The sequence below is a fragment of the Neptuniibacter sp. PT8_73 genome, assembly GCF_047778045.1.
Taxonomy (GTDB): domain Bacteria; phylum Pseudomonadota; class Gammaproteobacteria; order Pseudomonadales; family Balneatricaceae; genus Neptuniibacter.
On the sequence record NZ_CP180545.1, the window covers coordinates 871,574 to 889,058 of the forward strand.

The 17,485-nt window shown below is 45.8% G+C and carries 15 protein-coding genes; all 15 read left to right on the forward strand.

All coding sequences use genetic code 11. The features are described from left to right. The first annotated feature begins 18 nt into the window (after window positions 1–18). Complete coding sequence (gene rsmH / locus ACMXYN_RS03850) at window positions 19–957, forward strand: 16S rRNA (cytosine(1402)-N(4))-methyltransferase RsmH (RefSeq protein ID WP_415893570.1); 939 nt, start codon at window positions 19–21, stop codon at window positions 955–957. Continuing rightward, on the forward strand, window positions 957–1,325 hold the full coding sequence (gene ftsL / locus ACMXYN_RS03855; RefSeq protein ID WP_415893571.1) for a cell division protein FtsL: 369 nt from the start codon (window positions 957–959) through the stop codon (window positions 1,323–1,325). Before rsmH ends, ftsL begins: the two co-directional genes overlap by 1 nt. Further along, window positions 1,315–3,018 (forward strand): peptidoglycan D,D-transpeptidase FtsI family protein, encoded by a 1,704-nt coding sequence (locus ACMXYN_RS03860; protein ID WP_415893572.1) that lies wholly within the window; start codon window positions 1,315–1,317, stop codon window positions 3,016–3,018. Before ftsL ends, ACMXYN_RS03860 begins: the two co-directional genes overlap by 11 nt. Before the next feature lie 11 nt (window positions 3,019–3,029). Then, on the forward strand, window positions 3,030–4,496 hold the full coding sequence (locus ACMXYN_RS03865) for a UDP-N-acetylmuramoyl-L-alanyl-D-glutamate--2,6-diaminopimelate ligase (RefSeq protein ID WP_415893573.1): 1,467 nt from the start codon (window positions 3,030–3,032) through the stop codon (window positions 4,494–4,496). Next, window positions 4,493–5,863 (forward strand): UDP-N-acetylmuramoyl-tripeptide--D-alanyl-D-alanine ligase, encoded by a 1,371-nt coding sequence (locus ACMXYN_RS03870; RefSeq protein WP_415893574.1) that lies wholly within the window; start codon window positions 4,493–4,495, stop codon window positions 5,861–5,863. The genes ACMXYN_RS03865 and ACMXYN_RS03870 overlap by 4 nt, the downstream gene beginning before the upstream one ends. A gap of 6 nt (window positions 5,864–5,869) precedes the next feature. Continuing rightward, the gene (gene mraY, locus ACMXYN_RS03875) at window positions 5,870–6,952 is read left to right on the forward strand and encodes a phospho-N-acetylmuramoyl-pentapeptide-transferase (protein ID WP_415893575.1); all 1,083 of its coding nucleotides are present in this window, start codon (window positions 5,870–5,872) and stop codon (window positions 6,950–6,952) included. Window positions 6,953–6,966: 14 nt separating this feature from the next. Next, on the forward strand, window positions 6,967–8,316 hold the full coding sequence (murD, locus tag ACMXYN_RS03880) for a UDP-N-acetylmuramoyl-L-alanine--D-glutamate ligase (protein WP_415893576.1): 1,350 nt from the start codon (window positions 6,967–6,969) through the stop codon (window positions 8,314–8,316). Further along, on the forward strand, window positions 8,316–9,563 hold the full coding sequence (gene ftsW, locus ACMXYN_RS03885) for a putative lipid II flippase FtsW (RefSeq protein ID WP_415893577.1): 1,248 nt from the start codon (window positions 8,316–8,318) through the stop codon (window positions 9,561–9,563). The genes murD and ftsW overlap by 1 nt, the downstream gene beginning before the upstream one ends. Then, a complete protein-coding gene (gene murG / locus ACMXYN_RS03890; protein ID WP_415893578.1) occupies window positions 9,560–10,651 on the forward strand; it encodes an undecaprenyldiphospho-muramoylpentapeptide beta-N-acetylglucosaminyltransferase in 1,092 nt (363 codons plus the stop codon). The genes ftsW and murG overlap by 4 nt, the downstream gene beginning before the upstream one ends. Beyond that, window positions 10,651–12,099: a UDP-N-acetylmuramate--L-alanine ligase gene (gene murC, locus ACMXYN_RS03895; RefSeq protein WP_415893579.1), complete on the forward strand. Its 1,449-nt coding sequence runs from the start codon at window positions 10,651–10,653 to the stop codon at window positions 12,097–12,099. Before murG ends, murC begins: the two co-directional genes overlap by 1 nt. After that, a complete protein-coding gene (locus tag ACMXYN_RS03900) occupies window positions 12,096–13,040 on the forward strand; it encodes a D-alanine--D-alanine ligase (RefSeq protein WP_415893580.1) in 945 nt (314 codons plus the stop codon). Before murC ends, ACMXYN_RS03900 begins: the two co-directional genes overlap by 4 nt. Before the next feature lie 4 nt (window positions 13,041–13,044). After that, window positions 13,045–13,935, forward strand: a complete 891-nt coding sequence (locus tag ACMXYN_RS03905; RefSeq protein ID WP_415893581.1) for a cell division protein FtsQ/DivIB — start codon at window positions 13,045–13,047, stop codon at window positions 13,933–13,935. Next, on the forward strand, window positions 13,935–15,182 hold the full coding sequence (gene ftsA, locus ACMXYN_RS03910; RefSeq protein ID WP_415883648.1) for a cell division protein FtsA: 1,248 nt from the start codon (window positions 13,935–13,937) through the stop codon (window positions 15,180–15,182). Before ACMXYN_RS03905 ends, ftsA begins: the two co-directional genes overlap by 1 nt. Window positions 15,183–15,272: 90 nt before the next feature. Further along, window positions 15,273–16,445 (forward strand): cell division protein FtsZ, encoded by a 1,173-nt coding sequence (ftsZ, locus tag ACMXYN_RS03915; RefSeq protein WP_415883649.1) that lies wholly within the window; start codon window positions 15,273–15,275, stop codon window positions 16,443–16,445. Window positions 16,446–16,525: 80 nt separating this feature from the next. Next, window positions 16,526–17,440, forward strand: a complete 915-nt coding sequence (gene lpxC / locus ACMXYN_RS03920; RefSeq protein ID WP_415893582.1) for a UDP-3-O-acyl-N-acetylglucosamine deacetylase — start codon at window positions 16,526–16,528, stop codon at window positions 17,438–17,440. The last annotated feature ends 45 nt before the right edge of the window (window positions 17,441–17,485 follow it).

A 17,485-nucleotide genomic window follows, 5' to 3' on the forward strand; every position in this document is an offset into this window, starting at 1 on the left:
CGGATCGAGTAACGACGAATGAGCCAGGAATTTAAACATATCACAGTGCTGTTAAATGAAGCTGTAGAAGCTTTAGTGCAGGACGCATCTGGTTTCTATGTCGACGGGACCTTTGGTCGTGGCGGTCATTCTGCATTGGTATTGGATCAATTGGCAGAAGATGGTCGGTTAATGGGGATCGATAAAGACCCAACTGCTATAGCGCATGCGCACGAACGTTTCGCAGATGAAGATCGTTTCTCTATAGCGCACGGCAGCTTTGCACAATTGCAAGAATTTGTAACTGAGCGTGGTTTGCAAGGACAGGTTGATGGCATTTTGCTGGACTTAGGTGTGTCTTCACCACAGTTAGATGATGCTTCCCGAGGGTTTAGCTTTCTAAATGATGGTCCGCTAGATATGCGCATGGACACCTCTTCTGGTGAAAGCGCGGCTGATTGGATCGCTCGCGCAGAAGAGAAAGAGATTGCTGATGTGATTTATACCTATGGCGAGGAGCGTTTCTCCCGTCGTATGGCGAAAGCGATTGTGGCTAAGCGTGAAGAAGAGCCAATTACCACGACAGCGCAGCTTTCAAAAATAATTGCTGAAGCCAATCCTGCTTGGGAAAAAGGTAAGAACCCTGCAACACGTGCTTTCCAAGGTATTCGTATCCACATTAATCGTGAATTGGAAGATCTGGAAAGCTGTTTGGATCAGGCTTTAGAAATGTTGAAAGTGGGTGGGCGTTTAGTCGTTATTAGTTTTCACTCTCTAGAGGATCGGATTGTGAAGCGCTTTATTCGTCAGCATGTTAAAGGCGATGAGCATATTCCACGTGGTATTCCGGTCACAAACGATATGTTGAAAATTCGGTTTAAGAATGTAGGTAAGGCCGTGAAAGCGAGTGCCTCTGAAACCGAAGAGAACGTACGGGCTCGAAGTGCAGTTATGCGAGTGGCTGAAAAGGTCGCTTGATGCTTGGAAAGTTCTGGAGAAATTGGGTTGGCGATCAGGAGGATGAGAAGGGGAGTTCATCTGGTCGAAACAATTTTTATAGTGCTGAAGAGTTGCTGAGCCCATTTTTATTGGTGTTTGTGTTGGTTGTGGTGCTTTTGGTGTCGTGCTTGGGCGTAGTAATGAGCGCCTTTGAATATCGACAGCTATTTAACCAGCATCAGGAATTGATACAGCAAAGGGATGAGCTTCAAGTTGAGTGGGGACAGCTACTGCTTGAGCAAAGTGCATGGGCTGCCAATAATCGAGTTGAACAACAAGCAACGAGTGTGTTGGGCATGAAAGTGCCAGACGTTGAGCAAATAGAGATCGTGAAGCATGAGCGATAACACTGAAGCAGCAGTTGGTAGAGGATGGCGCCTTTGGTTGGTGTTGGTGCTTCTATTGCTCGTTGCTGGTGGAATTACGGCTCGCATGCTTTCGCTTTATGTTGAAGAGCAGTCGTTTTTGCAAACCCAAGGCGATGCTCGCTCATTGAGAACGGTTCAGGTACCTGCTCATCGCGGGATTATCACGGATAGGCATGGTGAGCCTTTGGCGGTGAGTGCACCGGTAGCGACTATTTGGGCTGATCCGAAAATGACAGATATGCAGCACGATGGTTTGTCAAAACTAGCGGTGCTGCTGAAAACGAACAAAAAGAAGCTACTGGCTAAGTTATCTGAAAATCGCAGTCGTAGATTTTTGTATTTACAGCGTCAAGTTACACCTGAGCTAGCTGAAAAAATTAGAGCTTTGCGTATACCGGGTGTGCATGTTGATCGTGAATATAAGCGTTACTACCCGGCAGCCGAGGTCACAACGCATCTAGTTGGTTTTACTAACTTGGATGGTAAAGGCCAAGAAGGTTTAGAGCTGGCTTATGAGGATTGGTTAAAGGCTGATGCTGGTAAGCAGCTTGTAATGAAAGATCGTTTGGGTAGAACGATCAAGCATATTCGCGAAGTTAAGCCAGCGCTGCATGGTAATGATATTCAGCTAAGTATCGATTTAAGGCTGCAATATCTAGCGTATAGAGAATTAAAAGCGTCAGTTGAAGCGCATAAAGCTGATGGCGGGTCGATTGTGATGCTAGATGCATCCACAGGGGAAGTGCTGGCGATGGTTAATCAGCCATCTTACAACCCGAATGATCCAAAACAGAGAATTTCGACGGCATTAAGAAACAGAGCTTTAACCGATACATTTGAGCCGGGTTCGACGGTTAAACCTATGACTGTTGCGGCAGCGTTGATGAGTGGTGAGTACGAGCCGGAAACAATCGTAAATACTGCACCTGGTTATATGCGGGTTAAAGGTAAAACGATTCGAGATCATCGTAATTACGGTGAGATAGATATATCCACCATTATTACGAAATCCAGCAATGTGGGTGTAACGAAGCTGTCGTTAAGCTTACCTGAAGGTTCAGTACGTAATCTGTATCACAATTTAGGCTTAGGGCAGGCAACAGGAATCGGATTCCCGGGTGAAAGTACAGGTTATCTGCCTTATCTGAATTCGAGACAGCAAGTTGAGCGTGCGACGCTTTCTTATGGCTATGGCTTATCGGTAACGCCATTACAGCTAGCTCAGTCATATTTGGCGTTGGCTAATGATGGTGTCGTGAGCCCTGTGAGTCTGATTCGACAGAGCGAAGCAGGCAAACCTGTTCGAGTCATGCCTGCGGATGTGGCGGTTGATGTCCGTGAAATGATGGAAACGGTGATTAGCGTTAAAGGTACGGGTCGAAGAGCGGCTGTGCAGGGATATCGAGTAGCCGGCAAAACAGGCACGGTGCATAAAGTTGGCCGCGGTGGATATATCGACGATCAGTATATATCTACATTTGCAGGTTTGGCGCCGGTAAGTGATCCGCGCTTAGTAACAGTAGTGATGATTGATAACCCTAAAGGCCAGGAATATTACGGTGGTGAGGTAGCAGCTCCGGTTTTTTCAAGAGCGGTAGGTGGAGCTTTGCGTTTGATGAATATCCCACCGGATAATTGGCCGGAAGTAAATAAGCAGGTTGCTCAGCGTTGAATGAGGTGACTATGTTGGAAATCAGTAGAACATTGAAAGAGATTGCGCCGGAGTGGGTTGATGAAACTTACGCCGGCTTTGTCGTGTCTGCTATTTCGCAAGATAGCCGCACGGTTACGCCCGGCACTCTGTTTATTGCTCGATCCGGTATTCAGCATCGTGGTGTCGATTTCGTTGAAGCGGCTGAAAAAAGTGGTGCAGTAGCGGTTTTGTTGGATAGTCGTGAAGTTGATGACTGTCCTTCGCTTGGCATCCCAGTGATTTCTGTGCCTGATTTAGTCAGTCAGATTGGCCCTGTGGCTGCGAATTTTTATGGTCACCCAAGCCGTCATCTGAATGTTATTGGCATTACGGGGACTAACGGTAAGACCTCTTGTGCGCATTTTGTTGCTCAGGCGATGAATGCGATAGGCACGAAAACAGCGATTGTTGGCACCATTGGAAATGGTTTCCCGGGTCAGTTAGAGCAGGCAACTCATACAACGCCAGATGCTGTAGGTTTGCAGCGTTTATTTGCTGAATTACGCGCTGCAGGTGCTGAAAGCGTTGTGATGGAAGTCTCTAGTCATGCTTTACAGCAGGGCCGAGTTGCTGGGGTTGAATTTGATTATGCCGCATTCACCAACTTAAGCCGTGATCATCTGGATTACCACGGTTCTATGGCTTCTTACGGTGCGGCTAAAGCAAGATTGTTTAAACGCTTTGATCTAAAAGCTTCTGTTATCAATAGTGATGATGCTTTTGGTCAAACGCTGTTAGCTGATGACGAAGTTAAAGGTAAAAAAGTAGCGGTTGGGCGTGCACAAGGCGATTATCTGATCGCGGCCTACCGTTTAGCTTTGCACGGCATCGAAGCGGAGCTCAAAACGGCGCAAGGCAACTTTGCTTTCGCTAGTAAAATTATCGGCGAATTTAATCTGGATAATCTGCTTCTCGTAGCAGCGTTGCTATCTGAGCAAGGATTTAGCCGAGAGCAGGTCATGCACGGGCTTTCCAAGTTAGATGCAGTGCCGGGGCGAATGCAGGCATTGGTCGCTGCTGATAAGCCGCTGGTCATTATTGATTATGCACATACGCCTGATGCTTTAGAGAAAGCAATCCAAGCTGTGAGAGCTCATACGTCAGGGCGTTTGTGGTGCGTATTTGGCTGTGGTGGCGACCGTGATACAGGTAAACGAGAGCTCATGGGTAATATTGCAGACCGATTTGCGGATCGGTTGGTCGTGACTAGCGACAACCCAAGAACCGAACAGCCAGATAGCATTATTGAGATGATCGAGAGCGGTATTCATGATCATCAGGCGGATGTTGAAGCGGATCGTGCTGAAGCGATCAGAATGGCGATCAATGCTGCTTCGCCAGAAGATGTTGTATTGATCGCAGGTAAAGGTCACGAAAATTATCAAGAGATTGCTGGTACACGTTACCCGTTTAGTGATGTTGATGTGAGTAAGTCAGTTTTAGGGGTAGCGGTATGATTGGTCAGTGGTTTTTGCAGCAGTTACAGCAAGCTTTTGGCGGGCAGATAACGGCTGATACTGAATTTACAGGTGTCAGTACAGACACGCGTACGATTAAGCAGGGCGACCTATTTGTCGCACTGGTTGGCCCGAATTTTGATGGTCATCAGTTTATAGAGCAGGCACTGGAAAAAGGCGCGGTCGCTGCGGTTGTTTCTCGATCTATGCCAGAAATTAAAGCGCCATTGTGGCAAGTTGAAGATACGCGTATTGCTTTGGGGAACATTGCGCAAGCGAATCGTCAGCGTTTTGATGGCACTGTTTACGCAGTGACAGGCAGCAGCGGTAAAACGACAGTTAAAGAGATGCTATTCGCGATTCTGTCTCAGAATAATCAGGTGCTGGCTACCAAAGGTAATCTGAATAATGACATCGGCGTACCGCTAACACTGTTCGAATTAAGTGATCAGCATCAAATTGCTGTGATTGAACAGGGTGCAAGTGGTGGTGGTGAGATTGCTTATACGACTGCGATCTCTCTACCTGATGTTGCGATTTTGAATAACGCGATGGGCGCTCATCTGGAAGGGTTTGGCTCTCTGCAAGGTGTAGTCGAAGCCAAATCTGAGATCTTTTCGCAGTTAGATGAAACTCAAGGCACGGCTGTTATCAACCTAGATGATCCGCATACAGAGTATTGGTTAAATCAAAACCAAGGAAAGCCTCAGAGCAACTTCTCTCTTAGCTCCGAGAAAGCTGCTGTGTATGCGTCGGACTTGAAACCATCTAGCAATGGCTGTTTTTCTTTTGTTTTGCACAGAGGCTCTGAGTCTAAAACGGTTCAGCTGCAGGTGATGGGACAGCATAACGTTGCAAATGCCCTAGCTGCGGCAGCTGCTGTAAGCGCTAAAGAAATGTCGTTAGCGGAAATTTGCAGCGGTTTGGAATCCTTCACTGCAGTATCTGGACGTATGCGTTGCTTGTCGACAGCGTCTGGTGCTCAAGTAATTGATGATAGTTATAACGCCAATCCTGGTTCGGTAAATGCGGCAGTGGATCTGCTGGTTAGTTTGCCGGGTAAATCAGTATTGGTTTTAGGGGATATGGCTGAGTTGGGGGCAGATGCCGCTGATCAGCATGCACAGGTAGGCTGTCGGGCAGCGCAGAAGGGGGTTAGTTGCTTTTATGCAACTGGCGTGCTGTCCCGGCACTCTGTTTCAGCGTATAACGCTGCAGCAGATGGGCAGGGAATGCATTTTGAAACACGTGAAGAATTAACAACTGCATTGAAAGAACTGGCTGATCAGAATACCAATATTCTGATTAAAGGCTCGAGAAGTGCAGCGATGGATCAGGTCGTGAAGAACCTGACTGAAGGGGAATAGAAGGCAATGCTACCACTGTTGGCAGAATTTTTATCGGAATATTACAGCGGCTTTGCTGTATTTCAGTACCTAACCCTGCGTGGGATTTTGGGTGTGTTAACAGCATTGTTGATAGCTTTGTGGGTCGGCCCTCATATGATCAACAAACTACGTAGTAATCAGATTGGTCAAGCGGTACGAGATGATGGTCCTCAGACGCATTTGAGCAAAGCAGGTACACCAACAATGGGTGGTGCTTTGATCCTAGTTGCAATTGCGATTAGTACCCTTTTGTGGAGTGATCTGACTAACCCTTATGTGTGGATTACGTTGGGCGTGACGCTTATTTTTGGTGCAGTGGGCTGGGTCGATGATTATCGTAAAGTGGTTGAGAAAAACCCACGAGGATTGCCTGCTAAGTGGAAGTATCTGTGGCAGTCAGTAGGTGGTATGGGTGCGGCAATATTACTCTATAGCATGGCTTCCACACCTGTTGAAACAGAGCTTCTGATTCCATTCCTAAAAGATGTGTCGATCGATCTCGGTATCTTCTTTATTGTCTTTACCTACTTTGTAATTGTCGGTAGCTCCAATGCGGTAAACCTTACTGATGGCTTAGATGGTCTAGCTATTTTGCCAACCGTAATGGTAGCTGGAGCTTTGGGTGTGTTTGCATATCTGTCCGGTAACATCAAATTTGCTGAATATCTGTTGATCCCTTACGTACCAGGTTCTGGTGAGCTGATTATATTTTGTGGTGCCATGGTTGGTGCTGGACTGGGATTCTTGTGGTTTAACACCTATCCAGCTCAGGTATTTATGGGTGATGTCGGTGCTTTGTCTTTAGGTGCTGCGCTAGGTGTTATTGCCGTTATCGTCCGTCAGGAATTTGTACTGTTCATTATGGGCGGTGTGTTTGTTGCTGAAACCGTGTCAGTAATTTTGCAGGTGGCATCGTTTAAATTAACAGGTCGCCGTATCTTCCGTATGGCGCCTTTGCACCACCATTTTGAATTGAAAGGTTGGCCAGAGCCTCGAGTAATTGTTCGTTTCTGGATCATCACAGTAGTTTTGGTGCTGATTGGCTTGGCATCTCTGAAAATTCGTTAAGGTAAAGTTTGAGCATGAGTTTAATCGCCAGCGATAAATTAAAAGTAGTCATCGGTTTAGGTCAGACCGGGCTGGCATGTGCGCGCTATTTGGCGTCCAAAGGTGAGCGTTTTATCGTTGTTGATAGCCGAGAGAATCCTCCAGGCATGGATGAGCTATCAACAGAGCTTCCTGACGTTAAACTGATTTGTGGCCCTTTTGATGCTGAACTACTGAGCAGTGCGTCAGAATTGATTTTGAGCCCTGGTGTTGCACAAAGTGATCCTGCTATTCAAACGGCAGTAAAAGCGGGCGCGAAGTTAAGTGGTGATATTGATCTTTTCTGTAATGAGATCAATGCACCTATTGTTGCAATTACCGGTTCAAATGCTAAAAGTACGGTCACTACCTTGGTGGGTGAGATGGCTGCTGCAGCAGGCTTAAATGTTGGAGTGTGCGGGAATATTGGTACGCCTGTACTCGAGATGTTAAACGAGCCTGAAAAAGATCTGTATGTTATCGAACTATCCAGCTTCCAGTTAGAAACAACCAATGATCTTCGAGCAGCAGTTGCAACGGTACTCAATATTAGCCCTGATCATTTAGATCGTTATGATTCTATGCAGGGTTATTATCAGGCTAAACACCGGATTTTCCGCGGAGCTAAAAAGGTCGTAGTTAACCGTGATGATGCACTGACAATGCCATTAATGCCGAGTGGTGTTGATCAGCTTGCTTACCACTTAGGTAAACCTGATCTGAAAGTCTTTGGTTTGATTGAAGAGAAGGGTGAAACCTGGCTTGCCGTTGGTCTGGACAAATTAATACCTGTATCTGAGTTAAAAATACGTGGTAGTCATAACATGGCCAATGCACTGTCTGCATTGGCTTTAGGTCAGTCAGTTGGCTTGCCAATGGATGCGATGCTAACAGCTTTAAAGAATTTTGCTGGTTTGAAGCATCGTTGCCAGTGGGTCGCTGAAAAAGCCGGTATTGAATACTACAACGATTCCAAAGGTACTAACGTTGGTGCGACTGTTGCTGCGCTGAACGGTTTAGGAAAAACCCTATCTACAGATCAGCGTATTGTGTTAATTGCTGGTGGTGTTGGTAAAGGAGCCGAATTTTCTGAATTGGCTGAACCAATGAAGCAGTTTGCAAGAGCGCTGATCTATATCGGTGAGGATGGGCCTCGTTTAGCTGACAGTTGTGAAGACGTAATTAAAGAATCAGCGGACGATATGCAAGCTGCTGTTGCAAAGGCGCAAGCTCAAGCGAAGGAAGGGGATATTGTTCTGCTTTCACCTGCCTGTGCGAGCTTTGATATGTTTTCTGGTTTTCCCGCTCGTGGTGATGCTTTTATTGATGCGGTGGAGGCTCTTTAATGATCTCTTTGGCGATGACAAACATTAAGCAGAGGTTCGAGGGTTTAATTCCTTCTCCTCCGCCTGTTTGTGCGTCACAAAGAGTGTTGCCATTTGACCCTTGGGTGCTGGCTTGTTCAGTTGCTCTAGTTCTAACGGGTTTTGTAATGATTAGCTCTGCTTCTTTAGATGTGGCGCTAAAAAATAACGGTACAGCGTATTTTTACGTTATTCGTCAGTTCATATTTATCATGCTGGCGATGATTGGTGCTGTGGTTGTTTGGAATATCCCAATGCGTTTTTGGGAAAAAACAGGGCACTGGTGGATGTTAGCTGCCGGTGTTTTACTGATTTTAGTCCTTATCCCAGGTGTAGGTAAGGGGGTAAATGGTAGTCACCGTTGGTTGCCGTTGGGTCCTTTAAATCTTCAGGCATCCGAAGTCGCTAAGTTTTGTATGGTGATGTACATGGCTGGCTACTTGGTGAGACGCTTGGATGAAGTGCGTAGCAGTTGGAAAGGGATTGCGAAGCCGACTCTACCTTTGGGTATTTTTTGTGTGTTGCTGTACTTTGAGCCGGACTTTGGTGCCTTAGTTGTCCTGATGGGGACGGTTATGGGGATGATCTTTTTGGGTGGGATGCGCTTTTCCCAATTCTTGATGGTTATCTCTGGTGTAGTGGGTTTGTTAGTGGCTGTTGTAGGTTTGCAGCCTTACCGAGTAGCTCGACTTCAGAGCTTCTTAGATCCATGGTCTGATCCTTTTGGAACAGGGTATCAGTTATCGCAGGCACAGATCGCTTTTGGTCGTGGTGAATGGTTTGGAACGGGGTTAGGTAATAGCGTTCAAAAGCTATTTTATCTGCCAGAAGCTCATACTGACTTTGTGTTTTCAGTATTGGCCGAAGAGTTAGGTTTTATCGGCGCGATTGCTTTGATCTTGGTTTATGCCGTATTAATCGTGAATATTTTCCGTATTGGTCGTCGAGCTGAAAAGGTAAAATCCTTTTTCTCTGCTTATGTCTGTTACGGCTTTGCAATTATCTTTGCAGGGCAGGCGTTGATCAATATTGGAGTGAATGTTGGCGCTTTACCTACAAAAGGTTTAACGCTTCCTTTGGTGAGTTACGGTGGAAGTAGTTTGTTAGTGAGTTGTGCCATGTTGGCCGTTATTTTGAGAGTTGACTACGAATTGAAATTAGCTGGGAAAAATCAGCCAGATGCTGAAGCTAAAGAGCGTAAACAAAAAAGTCAGGAGGCTGCCGCATGAGCGCTTCTGATAAAAAAGTAGCTTTGATTATGGCTGGTGGCACTGGCGGCCATGTATTCCCTGCATTGGCCACTGCAGAGAAACTACAGGAACAAGGTATTCATGTTGAATGGTTGGGTTCTCGACACGGAATAGAAGCTGATTTGGTGCCTGCTGCGGGATTAAAGCTGCATTCTATTGAAGTAAGAGGCCTAAGAGGTAAAGGGAAGTTAAGTCTTCTTTTGGCTCCATTTAAACTTTTGATCGCTTTGTGGCAGGCGCTATCGGTTGTTCGCTCTGTTAAACCTGATGTTGTATTAGGTATGGGCGGTTTTGCTTCTGGTCCAGGTGGCCTTGCTGCGTGGTTGCTAAGAATTCCGTTGATCATTCACGAACAGAATGCTGTTGCAGGAATGACTAACAAGGCTTTGTCTAAATTAGCCAAAAAAGTTCTGGAAGCGTTCCAAGGTGCATTCAAAAGTGGCCTAACGACTCAAACTGTGGGTAATCCGGTACGCGGAAGTATTTTGAATTTACCTGAACCTAAAGAGCGTTTTTCTGATCGTGAAGGGCCTTTGCGTCTTTTGGTTGTAGGTGGAAGTTTAGGCGCGAAAGCAATTAACGACCTTCTGCCTGAAGTGCTTGCTGATTTACCTCAGGAGCAACGTCCAGAGGTTTGGCATCAGGCAGGAAAAAGAAATATTGAAGAAACTCAGCAGCGTTATGAAGCGCTGGGCGTAAATGAGTGTAAAGTTGTGCCATTTATCGATGATATGGCAGAAGCTTATAGTTGGGCAGATGTCGTTTTATGTCGTGCTGGTGCTTTAACGGTGAGTGAATTGAGCAATGCAGGTGTGGCATCTGTATTAGTGCCTTTCCCTTATGCGGTTGATGATCACCAAACTAAAAACGCAAATTATCTTGCTGAGAGAGATGCTGCGATTTTAATTCAGCAGGCGGATCTTAATAAAGAAACGCTAACAGCATTATTAACAGAACAATTAAATCAACGAGAAACGTTGATGGAAATGGCGAACAAAGCGCTATCACTAGGTAAACCTGAAGCAAGTGATGTGGTAGCAAATGTTTGTCTTGAGGCAATGAAGTAATGAAACAACAAAATGCTTTCACCCGTTATGAAATACCGGAAATGCGCCGTATCAGCCGAATTCATTTTATCGGCATTGGTGGTGTGGGTATGTGTGGTATTGCGGAAGTATTGCTGAATCAGGGATATCAGATCTCAGGTTCAGATATTAAAGTATCCGCGACGACTCAACGCCTAGAAGGCTTGGGTATGAACATCTTTATTGGGCATGCCGATACCAATGTTTCAGGTGTGGATGTGGTTGTTGTCTCCACTGCGGTTAACGAAGAAAACCCAGAAGTGAAAGCTGCGCGTGAACAGCGTATTCCGATTGTTCGTCGTGCTGAAATGTTGGCTGAATTAATGCGCTACCGTCACGGTATCGCTGTAGCTGGCACGCACGGCAAAACAACGACGACAAGTCTGTTAGCTTCCATCTTTGCTGAAGGTGAGCTTGATCCAACATTTGTGATTGGCGGTCGACTGAACAGTGCTGGCACCAACGCCAAAATGGGTACGAGCCGCTATCTTGTGGCAGAGGCTGATGAAAGTGATGCTTCATTCCTTCACTTACAGCCTATGGTTGCGATTGTTACAAACATCGATGCGGACCATATGGAAACTTATGAGAATGACTTCTCTAAGTTGAAGAAAACATTTGTGGAGTTTCTACATAACCTACCGTTCTACGGTCTTGCGGTTATGTGTATCGATGATTCTGTTGTAAGGGAAATCCTTCCGGAAGTTAGTCGTCCAGTGTTGACTTACGGTGTAGAGGAAGATGCTGACTACCGTGCTGAGAATATCAGGCAAGAAGGTATGTACACCCGCTTTACCGTTAAGCGCCCAGGGGATTTTGCCGATCTAGAAATCTCACTGAATATGCCGGGCCATCACAATATGTTGAATGCCTTAGCGACTATTGCTGTAGCTACCGATGAGGGCATTAGTGATGAAGCAATCTGCACAGCATTAACTAAGTTCGAAGGCGTTGGTCGTCGTTTCCAAGTTTTGGGGGACGTGCCTGTCAATGGTGGTAGTGTTATGTTGGTTGATGATTACGGTCACCACCCAAGAGAAGTTAATGCCGTAGTTAAAGCTATTCGTGAAGGCTGGCCAGATAAACGTTTGGTAATGATTAATCAGCCTCATCGTTATAGCCGAACTCGTGATTTGTATGAAGACTTTGTGGAAGTACTTTCTGAAGCAGATGTGTTGTTGCTTCTAGAAGTCTACGCCGCGGGTGAAGAGCCAATTGCTGGCGCTGATAGCCGCAGCTTATGTCGAAGCATTCGTCAGCGTGGTCGTATAGATCCGGTATTTGTTAGCGATAAAGACACCGTTGCCGATGTGCTGAAAGATATTTTGGAGCCAGGTGATCTATTACTGACTCAAGGTGCGGGTGATATTACAGCGCTTGCTCATCAGCTAAAACAGGCCAATCTTGTAGCCGATAAGGAGGGAAAATGAGTTATCAAATTGATGCTCAAATGAAATCCGACTTCGGACGAGTTGCGGTTATTTTTGGTGGTAATTCATCTGAGCGTGATGTTTCACTCAAGAGTGGTGCTGAGGTTTTAGCTGGACTACAACGTGCAGGTGTCGATGCATTTGGTATCGATCTCTATGGTCCTAATGGCGACCAACAACCGTTACAGCAATTACAAGAAAGTTACTTTGATCGTGCCTTTTTGATTTTACATGGCCCAGGCGGTGAAGACGGTACCTTGCAAGGTGCGTTGGAAATGCTAGGCAAACCATACACCGGAAGTGGTGTGGCAGCTTCTGCAATCGGTATGGATAAGTTAAGAACCAAGCAGGTGTGGATAGGCGCAGGCTTGCCGACTCCAACCTTTGCGACATTCAATGGTGAGTTTGAGGTTGATGACATCGTTGAGCGTCTTGGTTTACCGATGATTGTTAAACCTGCGCACGAAGGTTCCAGTATTGGAATGAGTAAAGTTGCCAGTGCTAGTGAACTAGAAACGGCATTGGAAACAGCTGCTGGTTTTGATCGTAGTGTGATTGCTGAAAGTTGGATGAGTGGTGACGAGTATACCGTTGCAGTGCTTGATGGTTCTGCGTTGCCTCCTATTCAGCTAGTCACGCAGCACGAGTTTTATGACTTTGATGCAAAATACCTAGCGAACGATACGCAGTATAAGTTCGATCATGGTTTGTCTGAGGACAAATTAACATCCCTGAAGCGCCTCGCTGAACAAGCATTTTCCGCCGTTGGTTGTAAAGGCTGGGGGCGTGTAGATGTGATGCAAGATCAAGATGGAAACTTCCAACTATTAGAAGTTAATACGGCTCCGGGTATGACGGATCATAGTCTTGTGCCTATGGCAGCGCGAGAGCAAGGGATTAGCTTTGATGAGTTGGTCGTAAGAATATTAAAAACGGCCTAATAGAATGAACTTTTTACGATTTTTTCGACAAACTGAACCATTAGAGGAGCAAGAAGTAGAACTTGCTAAGCCTCGCGGTGCAAGTCGTGAAAAAATCGTAAAAAAAGATACTGAAAAAGGGAAAGCTGATAAAAAAAATCCTAAAAAGGATGGCTTCGTAAATAACGATTCTGAATTTTGGTGGAAGCCATTTTGGACGCTGTCTTCGCTAGTGATTTTTATCGGCGTTTTATGGGGTATTGGTCATAACTTATGGCAGTGGTTGGACCGTCCGATAACGAGCGTAGTTATTGAAGGTAAAACCCAACATTTGGACCGAGGTAGGTTAGGGAAGATTATCGCTGATGATCTAACAGCGAATCTATTAGAGGTTGATATTGAATCGGTTCAATCACTAGTAAGTGAACAGCCATGGGTCAGGGTCTCCTCTATTCGACGAGATTGGCCCGATACCTTACTTGTTGAGGTTGAGGAAGAGGTGCCGGTTGCTCGTTGGGGAGAGAGGGGGTTATTGAACCATCAGGGCGATATATTTTGGCCAGAGCTTTCTAAAGAATATCGGAGCTTGCCTAGATTGAGTGGGCCTGCACCAGATACGGAAAGGGTGATGTCACAGTTCCATGATTTTAATCAGATGCTGAAGCCGATGGGTCTGAGTGTTGTTGCACTGGATTTAGAGGCTCGTGGAGCCTGGACAATAGAATTAGATAATCAAATAAAAGTGGTTGTAGGCCGAGAGGCAATCAATGCGCGTTTACAACGCTTTTTGACTTTGTATAAACAACGATTGGCTGCTCAAGCGGCTGATATAGAATCAATCGATATACGTTACACCCATGGGGTGGCGGTGAAATGGCGGGAAAAACCCGAAAGCGAAATGCAGGATAAAACATAATGAGTGGTTCGATGGAAAACAATATGGTTGTTGCGCTCGATATCGGGACCTCAAAGGTGCTGTGCCTTGTAGGGGAGATCGGTATTGATGGTGCCATCGAAATTATCGGCATTGGCTCGCATCCATCTCGAGGTCTGAAAAAAGGCGTTGTAGTGAATATCGAATCAACAGTGAGCTCTATTCAGCGTGCTGTTGAAGAGGCTGAATTGATGGCTGGCTGTAAGATTCACTCTGTGGCTGTTGGTATCGCAGGTAGTCATATTAATAGCCTGAATTCTCATGGGATTGTGGCTGTTCGTGATAGAGAAGTGACTGAGTATGATCTTGAGCGAGTGATCGATGCTGCACGAGCAGTGGCAATCCCTGCTGATCAGAAAATCTTACACATCTTGCCTCAAGAATATGAGATTGATAGCTCAGAGGGCATTAAAGAGCCTCTAGGGATGTCTGGTGTGCGTTTAGAAGCGAAGGTGCACCTTGTTACGGGTTCTGTGAATGCTGCTCAGAATATTGAGAAGTGTGTTCGCCGCTGTGGTCTAGAGGTTGATAATTTAGTTCTAGAGCAATTGGCTTCAAGTTATTCCGTTTTGACGGAAGATGAGAAGGAGCTAGGTGTTTGTATGGTAGATATCGGTGGTGGCACCTCTGATATCTCGATTTTTACTGGTGGCTCTATTCGCCATACCGCTGTCATTCCGATTGCTGGTGATCAAGTTACAAACGATATCGCGATGGCTTTGCGTACACCTACGCAGCACGCAGAAGAGATCAAAGTTAAATATGCATGTGCGTTGGCACAGCTCGCTACAGGTGAAGAGACCGTTAAGGTGCCTGGTGTAGGTGATAGGCCTGCTAGGGATCTTTCTCGACAGTCGTTAGCGGAAGTGGTTGAGCCCCGTTACGAAGAACTGTTTAGCCTGATTCAGGCTGAGTTGAGACGCAGCGGGTTTGAAGATTTAGTCGCAGCAGGCATTGTGCTGACAGGCGGAACTTCGAAAATGGAAGGTGCCATTGAATTAGCTGAAGAAATCTTCCACATGCCGGTTCGCTTGGCGACACCTCACGGTGTACGAGGGATGGAAGATATTTTAAGTAGCCCTATATATGCAACAGGCATGGGACTGCTGCAATACGCGCAACAAGATCATGTTGGTGCCGTTGAACAAGACGTCGAGCCAGAAGTCGTAGTGGGTTCGCAAAAGAGTGTATTAGACAAGATGAGAGCTTGGTTTCAGAACAACTTCTGAACAAGCTGAAGGTTTTTAGATTTATAGCAGCAAAAATAGCGTGCTGCTTTATAGGGGATAGTGCTTGGCAGGGCACTAAAGGAGCTAACAATGTTTGAACTGTTAGATAGCGTTCCACAAAATGCCGTTATTAAAGTTATCGGTGTTGGTGGTGGAGGCGGAAACGCTGTAAAACACATGGAAAGTGGTGACCTAGAAGGGGTGGAATTTGTTTGTGCTAATACAGATGCACAAGCACTTTCATCTATGGCGTCCCAAAAAGTTATCCAACTTGGTAATACGCTAACCAAAGGCCTAGGCGCGGGTGCGAACCCAGAAGTTGGTCGTCAGGCTGCGATGGAAGATCGGGATCGCATTGCAGAAATGTTGCAAGGTGCGGATATGGTCTTTATCACGGCTGGTATGGGCGGTGGTACAGGTACGGGTGCTGCTCCTATCGTAGCCGAAGTAGCTAAAGAACTCGGAATTCTTACAGTCGCGGTAGTGACAAAGCCTTTCCCATTTGAAGGCCGTAAGCGTATGAGTATTGCTATTGAAGGTATCAAAGAGCTTCGCGAAAGCGTTGATTCCCTCATTATTATCCCTAACGAAAAACTGATGCAGGTACTAGGTCGCAATTGCAGCCTTTTGAATGCATTTGAGTCTGCCAACGATGTTTTGAAAGGGGCTGTTCAGGGTATTTCGGATCTTATTACGCGTCCGGGTATGATCAATGTCGATTTTGCTGATGTGCGGACTGTTATGTCTGAAATGGGCATGGCAATGATGGGTACTGGTGGTGCACGGGGTGAGAACCGAGCTGCTGAAGCTGCAGAGAAAGCGATCAAGAGTCCACTGCTTGATAACGTAGATCTGAAAGGCGCGAGCGGTATCTTGGTCAATATCACTGCCGGTATGGATCTCAGCTTAGGCGAATTTACAGAAGTGGGTAATCAGATTGAAGAGTATGCATCTGAAAATGCCACGATTGTTATCGGTACAGTTATTGAACCTGAGATGACTGACGAACTCAAAGTGACAGTTGTTGCTACGGGGTTAGATAAGCCAGAAGAAACGGTTCGCCCTGTTTCTGGCGGAATGCAAAAAGTGGATGGAAGTTTAGACCTTGAGCAGATCGATCTGCCAACGGTTTTGCGCCGCAAAAAAAATGAGGCACTTGACGGGCCGGCTGAGCCTGAAAGTGAGTTGTTAAAATCAACAGGTACTGAGAGCGAGTCCGCTTATTTAGATATTCCTACTTTTCTGCGCAAACAAGCGGATTAATTGGAATGTCCTTTCTAAAAGGGCGATTATTTGTTAGTATCTCGCGCTAGAGTGGCCTATTTTATTTTTTGGCAGATAGCATGATTAAACAGAGAACATTAAAAAACAGCATTAAAGCAACAGGTATTGGTCTGCATACGGGTCAGAAAGTTTATCTGACGTTGAAGCCAGCACCAGTAAATACCGGTATTGTTTTCCGTCGTACTGACTTGGATCCAGTTGTTGAGATCCTTGCGCACGCGCACAATGTTTCTGATACAAAACTGTCAACCAACCTGGCTAAAGATGGCGCGCGTATAGCGACTGTTGAGCATCTACTTTCTGCAATGGCTGGTTTAGGTATTGATAATGCCTATGTTGAGCTAAGTGCAGAAGAAGTTCCAATTATGGATGGTAGTGCTGCGCCGTTTGTATTCTTGATCCAGTCGGCAGGCCTAGAAGAGCAGAATGCTCCTAAAGAATTTATCCGTATTAAGAAAGAAGTAACGGTTGAAGCTGATGGCAAATCAGCGACGTTCAAGCCGTTTGACGGCTTTAAAGTGGGCTTCAAAATTGATTTTGAGCACCCTGCATTTGAAGGCCGTAACATGGAAGCTTTCCTAGACTTCTCTAGTACTTCCTTCGTTAAAGAAGTTAGCCGTGCGAGAACCTTTGGTTTTATGAGTGACTATGAATACCTTCGCTCTCAGAACCTAGCATTAGGTGGTAGCTTTGATAATGCAATCGTAGTTGATGATTACCGTATTCTTAATGAAGACGGCCTTCGTTATGACGATGAATTTGTGAAGCATAAAGTGCTGGATGCGGTGGGTGACCTGTATCTATTAGGTAAGAGCTTGATCGGTGAGTTCTACGGAAACAAATCAGGACATTACCTTAATAATCGTCTATTGCGTGAATTGTTGGCGCAAGAAGATGCTTGGGAAGTGGTGACTTTCGAAGACAATGAAGAAAGCGCACCTATCTCTTATCAGAAGCCAGTGTTAGCGGTCTGATAAATAGAAATAATTAAGAGCCGAACTTTTATAGTTCGGCTTTTT